The organism is Nocardioides rubriscoriae (genome assembly GCF_008087085.1).
Lineage (GTDB): Bacteria > Actinomycetota > Actinomycetes > Propionibacteriales > Nocardioidaceae > Nocardioides > Nocardioides rubriscoriae.
On record NZ_VIYJ01000006.1, the window covers coordinates 60,097 to 75,025 of the forward strand.

Annotated in this window: 16 protein-coding genes; 15 read left to right on the forward strand and 1 reads right to left on the reverse strand. The window is 72.0% G+C overall.

Translation table 11 applies throughout. From position 1 onward, the window contains the following. Positions 1-120: 120 nt before the first annotated feature. From FZC61_RS12360 to FZC61_RS12390, 8 genes are all read left to right on the forward strand, one after another. Positions 121-591, forward strand: a complete 471-nt coding sequence (locus FZC61_RS12360) for a TadE/TadG family type IV pilus assembly protein (RefSeq protein WP_170286089.1) — start codon at positions 121-123, stop codon at positions 589-591. Then, positions 591-2,279 (forward strand): pilus assembly protein TadG-related protein, encoded by a 1,689-nt coding sequence (locus FZC61_RS23680; RefSeq protein WP_281289819.1) that lies wholly within the window; start codon positions 591-593, stop codon positions 2,277-2,279. The genes FZC61_RS12360 and FZC61_RS23680 overlap by 1 nt, the downstream gene beginning before the upstream one ends. A gap of 142 nt (positions 2,280-2,421) precedes the next feature. Further along, a complete protein-coding gene (locus FZC61_RS12365; RefSeq protein ID WP_148614497.1) occupies positions 2,422-2,808 on the forward strand; it encodes a YraN family protein in 387 nt (128 codons plus the stop codon). Continuing rightward, positions 2,808-4,415 carry a YifB family Mg chelatase-like AAA ATPase gene (locus FZC61_RS12370; protein ID WP_148614498.1) on the forward strand — a complete coding sequence of 536 codons (1,608 nt, stop codon included), beginning with the start codon at positions 2,808-2,810 and terminating at the stop codon, positions 4,413-4,415. Before FZC61_RS12365 ends, FZC61_RS12370 begins: the two co-directional genes overlap by 1 nt. Beyond that, positions 4,412-5,548, forward strand: coding sequence for a DNA-processing protein DprA (gene dprA / locus FZC61_RS12375; protein ID WP_148614499.1), 1,137 nt, complete (start codon positions 4,412-4,414; stop codon positions 5,546-5,548). Before FZC61_RS12370 ends, dprA begins: the two co-directional genes overlap by 4 nt. Positions 5,549-5,624: 76 nt before the next feature. Beyond that, the gene (locus tag FZC61_RS12380) at positions 5,625-6,524 is read left to right on the forward strand and encodes a tyrosine recombinase XerC (RefSeq protein WP_148614579.1); all 900 of its coding nucleotides are present in this window, start codon (positions 5,625-5,627) and stop codon (positions 6,522-6,524) included. Positions 6,525-6,703: 179 nt separating this feature from the next. Continuing rightward, positions 6,704-6,937 (forward strand): hypothetical protein, encoded by a 234-nt coding sequence (locus FZC61_RS12385; protein ID WP_148614500.1) that lies wholly within the window; start codon positions 6,704-6,706, stop codon positions 6,935-6,937. A gap of 70 nt (positions 6,938-7,007) precedes the next feature. Then, positions 7,008-8,606: an MFS transporter gene (locus tag FZC61_RS12390; protein WP_148614501.1), complete on the forward strand. Its 1,599-nt coding sequence runs from the start codon at positions 7,008-7,010 to the stop codon at positions 8,604-8,606. A 3-nt stretch (positions 8,607-8,609) separates the two neighbouring features. On the opposite strand, the gene FZC61_RS12395 is transcribed toward FZC61_RS12390, so the two are convergent. Beyond that, complete coding sequence (locus FZC61_RS12395) at positions 8,610-9,245, reverse strand: M23 family metallopeptidase (RefSeq protein WP_148614502.1); 636 nt, start codon at positions 9,243-9,245, stop codon at positions 8,610-8,612. A gap of 430 nt (positions 9,246-9,675) precedes the next feature. Here FZC61_RS12395 and rpsB point away from each other — a divergent pair, with 430 nt between their 5' ends. From rpsB to FZC61_RS12430, 7 genes are all read left to right on the forward strand, one after another. Beyond that, on the forward strand, positions 9,676-10,644 hold the full coding sequence (gene rpsB, locus FZC61_RS12400; protein WP_148614503.1) for a 30S ribosomal protein S2: 969 nt from the start codon (positions 9,676-9,678) through the stop codon (positions 10,642-10,644). Between the two features lie 39 nt (positions 10,645-10,683). Then, positions 10,684-11,493: a translation elongation factor Ts gene (gene tsf / locus FZC61_RS12405; RefSeq protein ID WP_148614504.1), complete on the forward strand. Its 810-nt coding sequence runs from the start codon at positions 10,684-10,686 to the stop codon at positions 11,491-11,493. 198 nt (positions 11,494-11,691) lie between these two features. Then, positions 11,692-12,405, forward strand: coding sequence for a UMP kinase (gene pyrH, locus FZC61_RS12410; protein WP_148614505.1), 714 nt, complete (start codon positions 11,692-11,694; stop codon positions 12,403-12,405). Between the two features lie 45 nt (positions 12,406-12,450). Then, complete coding sequence (gene frr, locus FZC61_RS12415; RefSeq protein WP_211357234.1) at positions 12,451-13,005, forward strand: ribosome recycling factor; 555 nt, start codon at positions 12,451-12,453, stop codon at positions 13,003-13,005. Between the two features lie 26 nt (positions 13,006-13,031). Further along, positions 13,032-13,910: a phosphatidate cytidylyltransferase gene (locus FZC61_RS12420; RefSeq protein ID WP_148614507.1), complete on the forward strand. Its 879-nt coding sequence runs from the start codon at positions 13,032-13,034 to the stop codon at positions 13,908-13,910. After that, positions 13,910-14,425: a histidine phosphatase family protein gene (locus FZC61_RS12425; RefSeq protein WP_148614508.1), complete on the forward strand. Its 516-nt coding sequence runs from the start codon at positions 13,910-13,912 to the stop codon at positions 14,423-14,425. Before FZC61_RS12420 ends, FZC61_RS12425 begins: the two co-directional genes overlap by 1 nt. Positions 14,426-14,456: 31 nt before the next feature. After that, entirely contained in the window at positions 14,457-14,927 is a 471-nt protein-coding gene (locus FZC61_RS12430; protein WP_148614509.1) for a hypothetical protein, read from the forward strand. Positions 14,928-14,929: the final 2 nt, after the last annotated feature.

Consider the following 14,929-nt stretch of genomic DNA (forward strand, 5'->3'; position numbering starts at 1 on the left):
GTCCGGGGTGACTAGTCCGATCGGTCATTTCTCTTCTAGTCCTGCCCTAGGTCGGGTACGGGGCCCTTACCCTGAGGGCCTGGCGGCATGGGGCCGTCGTTCCCCACGTAGGAGCAGATGGTGCGACGCCTGGTCAGTCGGCGCCCCGAGGACCGTGGCGCGGCCGCGGTCGAGTTCGCGCTGGTGGCACCCGTCCTGCTGCTCATCCTCTTCGGCATCATCAGCTATGGCTTCATGCTCGCGTTCCGGCAGTCGATGAGCCAAGCCGCCGCCGAGGGTTCCCGAGCGGTGGCCGTCCTGCCCGTCAGTTCCACGGTGACCGCCGCCCAGCAGGCCGACGCGGCACGGGCCGGGGTCAACAACTCGCTGAGCTCGTTCGGGGTGACCTGTGTCGGGTCTGATCTCAAGAGAGGGTCGACCGTGGCCGGTACCTGCATCATCACCGTGGCCCCGTGTGTGGGCCAGACCACGGTGAACTGCGCGACCGTCTCGCTCGACTACAGCTACCGGGACCACCCGTTGGTGCCCACGCTCTTCGGCTTCACCTTGCCCAGCAGCCTCTCCTACGCCGCTTCGACGCAGGTGAACTGATGGTGGCGCTCAGCCGGCGACGGTGCCTTGACGAACGTGGCTCCGTCGCGATCCTCGCCGCCGTCATGTCCTTGGTGCTCGTGATGATGACCTCGTTCGTGGTCGACCTGGGCATGCAACGCATCGTGCGGCGCGACATGCAGGCCCTCGCTGATGTCGTGTCGTTCGACATGTCGCGCCAGCTCGACGGCCGTAGGGCCTCGGTCGTACTCGCCAGCGCGTCGTGGCAGGCCGCCCTGACCGCGTCGGTCGCCCGCAACTCCTCGACCCTGGGAGCCACCCCGTCAGTGACCGCCGAGGTCGGCGAGGTGAGTGACTCGGGCGTCTTCACGGTCTTCACCGGGACCGACATCCCGACCGCGGTCCGCGTCACGGCCTCGAGCAGCGTGGGGTTCTCGATCCCGGTGATCGCCAGCAGAGGCAGTGCCACGCGGTCGGCGGTCGCGACACAGCGTCGCCAGGCCTGCATCAAACTCGGTTCCTATGCCGCCTCGGTCCAGTCCGGTCAGAGCGCGTTGTTGTCCTCCCTGCTCAGCCAGCTCGGCGTCAACATCACCGCGGTCGGCTACCAGGGCCTGGCCACGTCGACGGTGTCGACAGGTGCCCTGGCCACGGCACTCGGCCTCGGCAGTCCGACCCAGCTGACCACAGCGACCGTGACCTATGGCCAGTTGGTCAGTGCGGCGGCGACGGTGCTCAACCAGAGCGGCAACAGCGCCGCCGCCGCGACGTTGACGAGCTTGTCGACGACACTGGGCGCCCAGGCAAGCCAGGTGGTCAATGTCGGCACGCTGATCGGGGTGGCTGCCGGGTCGAGCTCAGCCCTAGCGGCCAATCTCAACGTGCTCGACCTCGTCGCGGGCGGGGCCTTCTTGATCAATGGCAGCTCCTTGCTGAGCGTTCCCGGACTGGGGGCCAACCTCGGACTCCTCAACGCGACCACCTCACTCAGCCTCATCGAGGGAGCCAGGACGAAGTGCGGTTTCCGGGGCTCGACCACGGTCGACACGTCCCAGGCTCACCTGGTGGTCCAGGGCGGCATCAACCCGATCTCGCTCGTCGACGCACCCCTGGGCCTCGCCAACGTGACGGTCAGCAGCCCGCCGGGCTCGAAGGTCAAGCTGGAGGTCGACCTCGCCAAATCCACGGGATCGCTGGACGACGTGACCTGCCCCAGCACCGACGCCGCGTCTACGAACACGTCCTTCGGTGCCACAGTCGGAGTCACCAGCGGCGCCCTGAGCGCGGTCCTCACGGTACCGATCCGGATCTCCGGCAAGATCCAGCTCTTGGGCATCATCGGACTCACCAGTTTCACCATCGACGCGACCATGACGGTGCGCAGTGACTCGGCGTCTCGGACCAACTCGGTCACAGTCACGATCCCGCCCAGCAGCTTCGACACGGCCTACTCGAGCGGAACCGGTCAGCTGGCCCTCAACTCGACATCGACCAGCACCTCCGCCGTGACCATCACTGCGACGACGCTCAGCGGGACCCTCTCGTCGAGCACGAGCACCTCGATCCTCGACGACACCGTGGCGCAGCTGGTCACCCCGTTGGTGAACGCCGTCAACAGCTCGGCGCTCAGCCCGCTCGGCGGCCTGCTCGGTGTCGGCCTGGGCGGTGCTGATGTCTTCATCCTGGGTCCTCGCCTGGTGTGTGACAGTCCCGCGCTTCGGGGCTGAGCGCCGGAGGCCGGACCGGAGTTCGTCGGCCCGACCAGGAGTTGTCCACAAGGACACCGTCATGCTCGTTGTCCACAAGGTGCGGCCTCGACCCACGTGAACGTCCTTGTCCCACATCACGCTGGCCCCAGGAGGTCAGCAGATGACGACGAGACAGACGGGCCCCGCCACCGCGGCCAGCAGGACCGCCCTGGGGGCCTACGGCGAGGCGGTGGCCGAGCGCCACCTGGTCGAGGCCGGGTTGCTGGTGCTCGACCGCAACTGGCGCTGCGACGAGGGCGAGATCGACCTGGTGCTGCGCGAGGGCGCCGTCCTCGTGGTGTGCGAGGTCAAGACCCGCAGCAGCGTGCGCAGCGGCACCCCGCACGAGGCGATCACCGACGACAAGCTCGACCGCCTCCACCGGCTCGGGCAGCGGTGGGCCCAGGCGCGCGGCGTCCGACCGGCCGAGACGCGGGTCGACCTCGTCGCCGTGCTGCGCCCGCCGCGGGGTGCTGCGGTCGTCGAGCACGTGCGGGGGCTGTGCTGATGCCGTTCGCCACCGCCCGCACGGTGTCCCTCCACGGTGCGCTCGGCCACCTCGTCGACGTCCAGGCCGACGTCTCGCCCGGCGGCTCCCACTTCGTGATCGTCGGCCGGCCCGACCAGTCGTTGCGCGAGGCGGGCGACCGATGCCGCATGGCGATCGTCAACAGCGACCACGTCTGGCCCGCGACGACCCGTCGGGTCACCGTGCTGCTGTCCCCGGCCGACCTGGTCAAGCGCGGACCCCACTTCGACCTCCCGGTCGCCGTGGCCATCCTCGCCGCCGACGGCGTGGTCCCGACCAGCGCGCTGGTCGACACCGCGTTCATCGGCGAGCTGACCCTCGACGGTGGCCTGCGCAGCGTCCCGGGCGTGCTGCCGATGGTGCTGGCGGCCGCCAGCCGCGGCGTGCGGCACGTGTTCGTGCCCGAGCCACAGGCCCGCGAGGCCGCGATGGTCCCGGGCATGGCGGTCTTCGGCATGCGGTCGCTGTCCCAGGTCGTCGCCGAGCTGTGCGGCGAACCCGTGCCGGAAGCGCCACCGGTCGCCCCGATGAGCGGGGCACGGCTGCTCTCCTGGCGCGGGGAGGGACGTCTCGACGAGGTCGACCTGGCCGACCTGCGGGGCATGACCGACGCCAAGTACGCCGCCGAGGTCGCCGCGGCCGGCGGCCACGCGCTGCTGCTGTCCGGTCCCAAGGGCGCCGGCAAGACCAGCCTGGCCGAGCGCATCCCCGGACTGCTGCCCGACCTGGGCCCCGAGGAGTCGCTCGAGCTGACCGCGGTCCACTCGCTGGCCGGCGTCCTCGAGCCCGGTGACGGCCTGATCACCCGCCCACCCTTCTCCGCACCCCACCACGACGCCAGCAAGTCCAGCCTCATCGGTGGCGGCACCGGGCAGGTGCGGCCCGGCGAGATCAGCCGCGCCCATGCCGGCGTCCTGTTCCTCGACGAGTTCCCGCTGTTTCGCCACGACATCATCGAGGCGCTGCGCCAACCCCTCGAGAGCGGCGACATCACGGTGGCCCGCGCCGACGAGTCCGTCACGCTGCCGGCGCGCGGCATGCTCGTGCTGGCCTGCAACCCGTGCCCGTGCGGCGAGTGGTCCGCCGAGACCGCCAAGAACCGTTGCACGTGCAAGGTGCCCCAGCTGCGCGACTATCGCAACAAGCTCACCGGCCCGCTCGCCGACCGGATCGACATCACCCGCTACGTCGGGCCGCTGCGCCACGACCAGCACGACCCGTTCACCCCGGCCGAGACCTCGGCCGAGGTGCGCGAGCGGATCGCCGCCGCCCGGGCCCGTCAGCTGCAGCGGTACGCCGACTGCAGCTGGCGACTCAACGCCCACGTCCCCGGCCCGCTGCTACGTGACCGCTGGCCGTTGAGCGAGGCCGGCCAACGGATGGTCGACCGCGACCTCTACGACGGCCGGATCAGCAGCCGAGGCGCCGTCCGTGTCCAGCGACTGGCGTGGAGCCTGGCCGACCTGGCCTCGGTCGTGTCGGGTCGCGACGTGGTGCCGGGGGTCGCCCAGGTGGCGGTCGCGCTCCAGCTGCGCAAGGGTGACCCCCTCGCCGTCGCCACGACCTCGCGGCGGGCCGCCGGATGAGCGTCCCCGAGCAGGAGCGTCTCGCGCGGGTCGCGCTCAACCGCCTCGGTGAGCCGGGCGAGACCCGGATGACCGGGCTGGTCGCCGAGCTCGGCCCGGTCCGGCTCCACGAGCTGCTGCTCGCCGAGACCGACCTCGACGGCCTGGGCACCGACGTCGCCGCACGCCTGGCCGCGGTCGACCCGGCGCGCGACCTGGAGCGCGCCGAACGCATCGGCCTGCGGTTCGTCGTGCCCGGCGACGACGAGTGGCCCACGCAGCTCGACGACCTCGCTGCGGCCGGTTCCCTCCACGAGCGTGGCGGCGTCCCGGTCGGGCTGTGGGTCAAGGGCCCCTTCCACCTCGGTGGTCTCGCGGCCTCGGTCGCCGTGGTCGGCTCGCGGGCGGCCACCGCCTACGGCGACGACGTCGCCGGCGAGATCGCGGCCACGGTCGCGACCGCGGGACACACCGTCGTGTCCGGCGGGGCCTTCGGCATCGACCGGGCCGCCCACCGGGGAGCGGTCAGCACGGGCGCCCCGACCGTCGCGGTCGTCGCGTGCGGTGCCGACCGGGTCTACCCCGCGGCCCACGAGGCGATGTTCGACCACATCGCCCGTACCGGGGCGGTGGTGTCCGAGGCGGCCCCGGGCTGTGCGCCCCACCGCATCCGGTTCCTGGCGCGCAACCGGCTGATCGCGGCGCTCTCGCTGGGCACCGTCGTGGTCGAGGCCGCCGTGCGCAGCGGCGCGCTCAACACCGCCAACTGGGCGACCCGGCTCAACCGCACCCTGATGGGCGTCCCCGGCCCGGTCACCAGCGGCTCGTCGGCCGGGGTCAACGAGCACCTGCGCAGCGGCACCATGTCGCTGGTCACCCGCGGCGCCGACGTACTCGAGCTCGTGTCGCCCGCCGGCACCCACCTCGTCGAGCCGGCCCGGGCCGAGGAGACCGCGCGGGACCGGCTCACCCCCCGTCAGCGCCAGGTGCTCGACGCGGTCCCCGCGGCCTCGGGTGCCGGCTCCGACTCGATCGCCCGAGCAGCGGGGCTGGGGCTGCGCGAGGTGCGAGGAGCCCTGGGGGCGCTCGAGGAGTCCGGTTTCGTCGAGGGCGCCCTCGACGGCTGGCGGCTCACCGAGCTCGCTCGGCCATGACCGCGGCCCGGGCTCCTACGATCGGGGCGTGAGCGACGACCCGGCCCCACCCGAGCAGGACCTCCTGCCGGAGCCGATGGCGCGCGTCCTCGCCGACTACGAGCGCCACCTCGTCGCCGAGCGCGACCTGACCGCCCACACGGTGCGGGCCTACCTCGGCGACGTGACCGGCATCCTCGAGCACGCCCGACGGCTCGGCCAGACCGATCCGGCCCAGCTCGACCTCCGCACGCTGCGCAGCTGGCTGGCCCAGCAGCAGAGCATGGGCCGCTCGCGGACCACCGTGGCCCGACGCGCCACCGCAGCCCGGGTCTTCACCGCATGGTTGGCCCGCAGCGGTCGCGCACCGACCGACGTCGGGGCGAGCCTCGGCTCACCCAAGGCCCACCGCACGCTGCCGGCGGTGCTGCGCGCCGACGAGGCCAGCGACCTGATCGCCGCGGCCGTGGCGGTCGCCGACGACGGCAGCGCGCTCGGCCTGCGTGACGTCGCGATGCTCGAGGTCCTCTACGCCACCGGCATCCGCGTCGGCGAGCTCGTGGGCCTCGACGTCGACGACGTCGACCGTGAGCGCAACGTGGTGCGGGTGCTCGGCAAGGGTCGCAAGGAGCGCATGGTCCCGTTCGGCCGTCCGGCCGCACGCGCGCTCGACTTCTGGGTGCGGCAGGGGCGGCCGCTGCTCGTCGCCGACGGCGCCGGGGGCGCACTGTTCCTGGGTGCTCGAGGGCGCCGGATCGACCAGCGTGCGGTGCGCACGCTGGTGCACCGGCGCATCGCCGAGGTGCCCGGCGCACCCGACATCGGGCCCCACGGCCTCCGGCACAGCGCGGCCACCCACCTGCTCGAGGGGGGTGCCGACCTGCGCTCGGTGCAGGAGCTGCTGGGCCACGCCTCGCTCGCGACGACCCAGCGCTACACCCACGTCACCACCGACCGGCTGCGCCGCGCCTACCAGCAGGCGCACCCCCGCGCCTGACGCAGCTGGCGCTCGGCCGCTGCCGAGCCGCCGCCCAGTGGGGGACCGGTGGCGGACGGGCCTTCCGACCCTGGTGCGGGGTGGAGGACCGGGCCGACGGTGGGGGAGCGCCAGCGCACCCCGAGGAGCTGGTGGCGCGTCTCGGGACCCGCCTCGGACCGACAGACAGGAAGAACCCCATGGCCAACCCCATGACCGAGGAGCACCCGCTGCTCGACGCGATCCAGGACATGACCGTCGCCTCCGTCACGCGTGCCCACCTCGGCGCGCGCGAGCTGATGATGGTGCGGTTCGCGGCGCTGGCCGCGGTGGGGGCCCCGCCCTCGTCGTACCTGCTCAACATCGCCGCCGCCGCCGACACCACCGACCTCACGCTCGAGGACGACCTGGCCGAGATCGACTCGACGATCTAGTCAGCAGGACCGGGGGACGAGCGCGCCGGCGGCGACGGCCGGCCCCTCGCAGGCCGGGGCCGCCCAGGCGGTGCTGCTCACGCTGGCGGCCGCGCAGTTCGTGATGATCCTCGACGCGTCGGTCATGAACGTGTCGATCGCGACGGTCGCCAGCGACCTCGGCACCACCGTCACCGGCATCCAGACCGCCATCACCCTCTACACGCTGGTGATGGCGGCGCTGATGATCACCGGTGGGCGGATGGGCGCGATCCTGGGGCGCAAGCGTGCCTTCTCGATCGGGTGCGTCATCTACGCCTGCGGGTCGCTGGTCACCGCGGCCTCGCCCAACCTGACCGTGCTGATCCTCGGCTGGTCGGTGCTCGAGGGGCTCGGGGCCACCCTCGTGATGCCGGCGGTCGTGGCCCTGGTGGCCTCCAACTTCGCCAAGCCCGAGCGGCCCAGGGCGTTCGGGGTGGTCGCCGCGGGCGGGGCGATCGCCGTCGGGGTCGGGCCCCTGATCGGCGGCCTGTTCACCACCTACTGGTCGTGGCGCTACGTGTTCGTGTGCGAGGCCCTGGTGATCGGCGGGGTCCTGCTGCTCAACCGGCGTACGGCGGACACGCCCAAGGACGAGCAGGCGCGCCTCGACCCCGTCGGCACCGGGCTGTCGGCCCTCGGGCTCGGGCTGCTCGTCTACGGCGTGCTGCGCTCGGGCACCTGGGGCTTCCTGCTGCCCAAGCCCGAGGCGCCCACCTGGCTCGGGTTGTCGCCGGTGGTCTGGCTGGTCCTCGGCGGCGGCGTGGTGCTGCTGGGCTTCCTGGCCTGGGAGAGGCGCCAGCGCGACGCCGGCCGCCCGGCCCTGCTCGACCCGGCCATGCTGCGGGTCAAGCTGCTGCGCACGGGTCTGGTCGCCTTCTTCTTCCAGTACCTGCTGCAGGCCGGCCTCTTCTTCGCGGTGCCGCTCTACCTGTCGATCGCGCTCGGGCTCAACGCCATCGACACCGGGGTGCGCATCCTGCCCCTGTCGATCACCCTGGTGCTCGCCGCCGTGGTGATCCCCAAGCTCTGGCCGCGGGCCTCGCCGCGCCTGGTCGCCCGGATCGGTTTCCTCGCGCTCTTCGGTGGCCTGGTCGTCTTCGTCGGCGCCCTCGAGGCCGGCGCCGGACCCGAGATCGTCACCTGGCCGATGATCCTGGCCGGGCTCGGCATCGGCGCCCTGGCCTCGCAGCTCGGGGCGGTCACCGTGTCGTCGCAGCCCGACGAGCTCAGCAGCGAGGTCGGCGGTCTGCAGAACACCTTCTCCAACCTGGGCATCTCCCTCGGCACCGCGCTGGCCGGTGCCGTGCTGATGTCGGCGCTGACCGCGTCGTTCTTCACCGGCGTGGCCGACAACCCCGACGTCCCGCAGAGCCTCGTCGACCAGGCCCAGACCTCGTTGTCCGGAGGGGTCCCCTTCATCTCCGACGCCGACCTGAAGACCGCGCTCGACGAGGCGGGCGTCACCGGCAGCACGGCGTCGGCGATCGAGGAGGAGAACGCCACCGCCCGCCTCGATGCCCTGCGTGCCGCGCTGTCGGTGCTCGCCGTGCTGGCCCTGGTCGCTCTCGCTCTCAGCGGCAGCCTGCCGACCCGGCCGGTCGGTGCCACACCCGAGGCCGCGCCCGAGGTCGCGGCCGACGGCCACTGACGCTCAGAACCAGTCGAGCAGCCGCTGCAGCGTGGTGGCCGCGGCCGTACGCGGGTCTGGTGGCTCGGGTGGGTCCTGCGGCACGGGCGACGGCGGGTCACGCCAGAGTGGCAACAGCCGCACCGGGCCGGCCCCCACCAGCCGGAGCGGGTCGAGGTAGGTCGAGGCCCCCTCGATCCACCCCCAGTGGAGGCAGGCCCGAGGGAAGCAGTGGGACGTCGGCAGCTGCAGGGTGCCGATCGGGGCGCCCCGGGGGAGCCGGTCGCCGACGGCGACCGTGGCGGCCACCGGCTGGTAGGTCGTGCGGGTGTGGCCGTGGGTCACGACGACCACGCCGCGGCCGGCCAACGCACCGGCGTAGGAGACGGTGCCGGCCAGCGCCGTGTGCACCACCTGGCCGACCGTGCCGCGCAGGTCGACCCCGCGGTGACCGGCGGCGTAGGGTCCCGCGGGTGGATCGAACGCTCTGACGACCTCGGGCTCCGGCTGCACCGGCCACACCCCGACCGGGTCCGGGCCCTGTGGTGCGCCGGCCGCCCCCGTCGCGCCCACGACGAGCAGCGACCAGAGGACGGCCAGGACGACGGTGGCGCTCCGCAGGGCCCGGGCCCGGTGGGCGGGGGGATGGTAACGGGTCATGCGCCCATCGTCGGCGGCGACGACGACACCCGGGCCGAGCTCGACCGGGGGCCTGTGGACCACGGACCTGAGGGCCGGGCTGTGGACGACTCCGGGTCGTAGGTCGGTGGATTCGCGAGGTGACGCCAGGCTCCCGTAGGCTGTGGCCACCACTCTCCGGAGTGGAATTCGCACGCCCTCTCACCACGAGGACCCACCACGGGTCGTCGTGGGCGTCGGCCCTCAGTCCCGCCCGGTCACCACGTCCGGGCCGGTCGGGTCACGCGAGGGCGTCAGGGCCAAGGGCACCCGTCCGCGGCGTCGAACTGAAAACAACCCGGACCCACCACCGGTGTGCCCTGCTGGACACGTCACCGCCTGCACGCAGGCACGGCGTGGGCAGTCGAAGGGCACGCGCACGGCGGTGCGTCCACAACGGAAGAGAACCTCCATGGCAGTCGTGACCATGCGCCAGCTCCTCGAGAGCGGCGTCCACTTCGGGCACCAGACCCGTCGCTGGAACCCCAAGATGAAGCGCTTCATCATGACCGAGCGCAACGGCATCTACATCATCGACCTGCAGCAGTCGCTGGCCTACATCGACCGCTCGTACGCGTTCATCAAGGAGACCGTCGCCAAGGGCGGCACCGTGATGTTCGTCGGCACCAAGAAGCAGGCGCAGGAGGCGATCGCCGAGCAGGCGACCCGCGTGGGCATGCCCTACGTCAACCAGCGCTGGCTCGGTGGCATGCTCACCAACTTCCAGACCGTGCACCAGCGGATCAACCGCCTCAAGGAGCTCGACGAGCTCGACTTCGACAACGTCGCGGGCTCGGGTCGCACCAAGAAGGAGCTCCTGCAGATGAAGCGGGAGCGCGACAAGCTCGACAAGACCCTGGGCGGCATCCGCGAGATGACCCGCACCCCCTCCGCGGTGTGGATCGTCGACACCAAGAAGGAGCACCTGGCGGTCGAGGAGGCCCGCAAGCTGCGGATCCCGATCATCGGCATCCTCGACACCAACTGCGACCCCGACGAGGTCGACTTCCCGATCCCGGGCAACGACGACGCCATCCGCGCCGTCGGCCTGCTGACCCGCGTGATCGCCGACGCCGTGGCCGAAGGCCTCATCTCCCGCTCGGGCGCCAAGTCCGGCGAGGGTGCCGCTGCTGCCGCCGAGGAGCCGCTGGCCGCGTGGGAGCGCGAGCTGCTGACCGGTGACGCCGCTCAGGCCGCCGAGTCCGCGACCTCCGCCGAGCCCGAGGCCGCTGCCTCCGAGGCAACCGGTGCCTCCTCCGAGGGCGCTGCCGCCACCGAGGTCGCCGAGTCGGCCGAGGCGCCGGCCGCCGAGGTCACCGAGGCCCCCGCCGACTCCGCGGTCCCGACCGAGGCTCCGGCCGAGGCGACCACCGAGTCCTGACCCACCCCCTGCCTCAACCACTCGTACGAAGGAGTACCCATGGCTTTCACCGCTGCCGACGTCAAGCGGCTGCGTGAGCAGACCGGCGCCGGGATGATGGACTGCAAGAAGGCGCTCGACGAGACCGACGGCGACTTCGAGAAGGCCGTCGAGACCCTGCGCATCAAGGGCGAGGCCAAGGCGGCCAAGCGCGGTGCCGAGCGCGAGGCGTCCTCGGGCCTGGTGGCCCACGCGCCCGGTGTCCTGGTCGAGCTCAAGAGCGAGACCGACTTCGTCGCCAAGAACGCCGACTTCGTCGCGGCCGCCCAGCGCATCGCCGACGCGGCGTCGCAGGCCAAGCCGGCCGACGTCGCGGCCCTGCGAGCCGTCTCGCTCGGTGACCAGACCGTCGGTGAGGTCGTCGACGCCCTGGCCGTGAGCATCGGCGAGAAGATCGAGCTCGGGCAGTACGCCTGCTTCGACGGCAACGTCGTGGCCTACATGCACAAGCGTGCGGCCGACCTGCCGCCCGCCGTGGGTGTCCTGGTCGAGTACGACGGCGACGCCGACGCCGCTCGCGCCGCCGCCATGCAGGTCGCCGCGATGCGCCCGCAGTACCTCACCCGCGACGAGGTCCCCGCCGACGTCGTCGCCAAGGAGCGTGAGATCGCCGAGGCGACCTCGCGCGAGGAGGGCAAGCCCGAGCAGGCCATCGCCAAGATCACCGAGGGCCGGCTCAACGGCTTCTTCAAGGACGTCGTCCTGCTCGAGCAGGCGTCGGTGACCGAGAACAAGAAGACCGTCAAGGCGGTCCTCGACGAGGCCGGCACCACCCTCAAGCGCTTCGCGCGCTTCGAGGTCGGCGCCTGACGTCTCGTCCCAGCCTGACCCGTCCAGCAGCGCTGCCGCCCGCGGCAGCGCTGCTGGCGTTTTGGGTGCCGTGCTCTCCCGGGTCCGGGCACGTGACCCACGTCGCGGCCGCCCGGCCCTGACCGTGCACGCGCCCGGGTCGGCCGGTAGCCTCGCACCCGATCGCAACCCGATCGCACCCACGGACGGAAGGGCCCGATGACCGGCTACAAGCGAGTTCTGCTCAAGCTCTCGGGCGAGGTGTTCGGCGGCGGCAAGGTCGGTGTCGACCCCGACGTCGTCCAGGGCATCGCCCGCGAGATCGCCGCGGTGGCCGAGTCCGGCGTCCAGGTGGCGGTGGTCACCGGCGGCGGCAACTTCTTCCGGGGCGCCGAGCTGCAGCAGCGCGGCATGGACCGGGTCCGGGCCGACTACATGGGCATGCTCGGCATCGTCATGAACTGCCTGGCGCTGCAGGACTTCCTCGAGAAGCTCGGCATCGACACCCGTGTCCAGACCGCCATCACGATGGGCCAGGTCGCCGAGCCCTACATCCCGCGGCGCGCCATCCGCCACATGGAGAAGGGCCGGGTCGTCATCTTCGGCGCCGGGATGGGCATGCCGTTCTTCTCCACCGACACCGTCGCGGTGCAGCGGGCCCTCGAGAGCCGCTGCGACGTGGTCATCTTCGACAAGAATGGCGTCGACGGCATCTACACCGCCGACCCCAAGGTCGACCCGACCGCGACCCGCATCGAGCAGATCACCTTCGACCAGGCCATCGAGCAGGGGCTGCGCATCGTCGACCAGACGGCGTTCACCCTGGCCCGCGAGAACAAGCTCCCCCTCATCGTCTTCGGACTCGGCGAGCCCGGCACCATCCTGCGCGCCGTGCAGGGTGAGAGGATCGGGACGCTCGTCACCGCCGACTGACCGGCCGCTACCCGAGCACCACCACCCCGAAAGGAACCACCCGTGATCAAGGACATCCTCAACGAGGCCGACGGCAAGATGGACAAGTCCGTCGAGGCGACCCGCGAGGAGTTCGCCGCGATCCGGGCCGGACGGGCCACGCCCTCGATGTTCTCGAAGATCTTCGTCGACTACTACGGCTCGCCGACGCCGCTGCAGCAGCTGGCGTCATTCACCGCCCCCGAGGCGCGGATCATCATGATCCAGCCCTACGACATGGGCGCGATGAACGCCGTCGAGAAGGCCATCCGCGACTCCGACCTCGGGGTCAACCCGTCCAACGACGGCAAGGTGCTGCGCTGCGTCTTCCCCGAGCTCACCGAGGACCGCCGCAAGGAGTACATCAAGCTCGCGCGCACCAAGGCCGAGGACGGCCGGATCGCGGTGCGCAACCTGCGTCGTACGGCCAAGCAGAACCTCGAGAAGCTCGAGAAGGACGGCGAGGTCGGCAAGGACGACGTCACCGGCGCCGAGAAGCGGCTCGACGGCGTGACCAAGAAGCACACCGACGCCATCGACGAGATGCTCAAGAACAAGGAGGCGGAGCTGCTCGAGGTCTGAGACCTCGACGCCCGCACCGGCCCCAGATGACGACCGAGTCAGGTCCCACAGCCCCGCCCCAGAAGGACCACGGGCGGGCCGGACGCGACCTCAAGGCCGCCGTCGCGTCGGCCGTCGTGCTCCTCGGCGCCATCGCCGCCTCGCTGGCGGTGTGGAAGACCGCGTTCATGGTCATCGTCGTCGTGGCGCTCGTCGTGGCGATCTGGGAGCTGCGCCGCGGGCTGCTCGCCCACGACGTCGACCTGCCCGAGCAGCCGCTGATGCTCGGCGGTGCCGTCATGGTCGTGGTCGCCTACGTGTGGGGCACCGACGCCCTGGTGACGGCCACCGCCGTGACCGCGCTCGCGCTCATGCTCTGGCTGCTGCACCGCGGCATCGACGGCTACGTCAAGACGGCCACGGCGTCGGTCTTCACCCTCGTCTACGTGCCGTTCCTGGGCTCGTTCGTCGCCCTCATGCTCGCCGAGGGCGGCCTCGACGGCGGGGGGCTCGACGACGACGGCGTGCAAGGCATCCTCGTCTTCATCCTGGTCACCATCTCCTCCGACATCGGCGGCTACATCGCCGGCGTGCTCTTCGGCAAGCACCCCATGGCTCCGGTCATCTCGCCGAAGAAGTCCTGGGAGGGCTTCGCCGGCTCGCTGCTGGCCTGCGTGGGGGCCGGCTGGGTGCTCGTGGTCTACCTGCTCGACGGCGACTGGTGGGTCGGGCTGCTCCTGGGCCTGATCACCGTGGTGATGGCGACCCTGGGCGACCTGTGCGAGTCGGTGATCAAGCGCGACCTCGGCATCAAGGACATGAGCCAGGTGATCCCCGGCCACGGCGGCCTGATGGACCGGCTCGACTCGTTGCTGGCCACGATCGCGCCGATCTGGCTGCTGCTGCACTACCTCGTCTTCACCTGATGGCGGTGCGGCTCCACCTGGTGCGCCACGGCCTCTCGCTCCCGGTGCGCGGGGTCCCGGCCAGCGACTGGTCGCTCGACCCGGCCGGCTACGACGACGTCTGGGCGCTGCGCGACCGGTTGCCGCACGACGTCGCCTGGTACTCCTCCCCGGAGCCCAAGGCGGTCGAGACCTCCCAGCTGTTGACCGACGCCCAGGTCGGCATCGTCGACGGGCTGCGCGAGCACCAGCGTGACGGCGCCTGGATCGACGACTTCGACGGCGCCGTACGACGGGCGTTCGCGCGTCCCGACGAGCGGGCCGAGCCGGGGTGGGAGCCGCTGGCCGAGTGCCGGGAGCGGGTGGTGGGCGCCGTCCGACCGATCCTGGCCGCGCACGAGCACGAGGACGTGGTGCTGGTCGGCCACGGGACGGCCTGGACCGTCCTGGTCGCCGCGCTGACCGACACCCCGGCCGACCTCGACCGGTGGGCCGCGTTGTCGATGCCCGACGTCATCTGCGTCGATCGGCCATGAGCCCGTGGTCCTCGGACCTACGATCACAGCAATGAGTACCGACGAGGGCGTCCGCGCCCAGCCCGCGGACGACGCCGACGCGGCCGACGAGGGGGAGGCCGCCGCCGACCCCTACCGCCGCCGCGGCGGTGCCCGACGGGGGAGCCGCCGCGAACCGGGGACCGGCACGTCCGCCGAGGCGGCGCAGCCGCGCTTCTGGCACCGCGACCACCCGGTCTTCACCCCGCTGGCCGGGTTCTTCACCGGGGTCCTGCTGGTCGTGGTCGTCCTCGGTCTGCTCGGCGCGCTCCTCGACCTCGTCCTGGGCTACGACGTGGGCGCGCACCCGTGGGTGTTCCTCGTGGCGCTGGGGGTGCTCCTGGCGGCCAACCTCGTGCTCGTGGTCGCCGGTGGCACCCGGCGCTTCGCCCGCTACATGCTGTTCGGGGTGCTGACCACCCCGGCCGTCGTGGTGGCCGTCGGCGCTCTCACGCTCTCGCTGCTCATCAAGAACGACGGCTGAGG

What these genes read in the sequence shown, in the direction of transcription:
- FZC61_RS23680 (WP_281289819.1), top strand. Translation starts at nt 591, where the DNA reads ATGGTGGCGCTCAGCCGGCGACGGTGCCTTGACGAACGTGGCTCCGTC.
- FZC61_RS12365 (WP_148614497.1), top strand. Translation starts at nt 2,422, where the DNA reads ATGACGACGAGACAGACGGGCCCCGCCACCGCGGCCAGCAGGACCGCC.
- FZC61_RS12370 (WP_148614498.1), top strand. Translation starts at nt 2,808, where the DNA reads ATGCCGTTCGCCACCGCCCGCACGGTGTCCCTCCACGGTGCGCTCGGC.
- dprA (WP_148614499.1), top strand. Translation starts at nt 4,412, where the DNA reads ATGAGCGTCCCCGAGCAGGAGCGTCTCGCGCGGGTCGCGCTCAACCGC.
- FZC61_RS12380 (WP_148614579.1), top strand. Translation starts at nt 5,625, where the DNA reads ATGGCGCGCGTCCTCGCCGACTACGAGCGCCACCTCGTCGCCGAGCGC.
- FZC61_RS12385 (WP_148614500.1), top strand. Translation starts at nt 6,704, where the DNA reads ATGGCCAACCCCATGACCGAGGAGCACCCGCTGCTCGACGCGATCCAG.
- FZC61_RS12395 (WP_148614502.1), bottom strand. Translation starts at nt 9,245, where the DNA reads ATGACCCGTTACCATCCCCCCGCCCACCGGGCCCGGGCCCTGCGGAGC.
- rpsB (WP_148614503.1), top strand. Translation starts at nt 9,676, where the DNA reads ATGGCAGTCGTGACCATGCGCCAGCTCCTCGAGAGCGGCGTCCACTTC.
- tsf (WP_148614504.1), top strand. Translation starts at nt 10,684, where the DNA reads ATGGCTTTCACCGCTGCCGACGTCAAGCGGCTGCGTGAGCAGACCGGC.
- pyrH (WP_148614505.1), top strand. Translation starts at nt 11,692, where the DNA reads ATGACCGGCTACAAGCGAGTTCTGCTCAAGCTCTCGGGCGAGGTGTTC.
- FZC61_RS12420 (WP_148614507.1), top strand. Translation starts at nt 13,032, where the DNA reads ATGACGACCGAGTCAGGTCCCACAGCCCCGCCCCAGAAGGACCACGGG.
- FZC61_RS12425 (WP_148614508.1), top strand. Translation starts at nt 13,910, where the DNA reads ATGGCGGTGCGGCTCCACCTGGTGCGCCACGGCCTCTCGCTCCCGGTG.
- FZC61_RS12430 (WP_148614509.1), top strand. Translation starts at nt 14,457, where the DNA reads ATGAGTACCGACGAGGGCGTCCGCGCCCAGCCCGCGGACGACGCCGAC.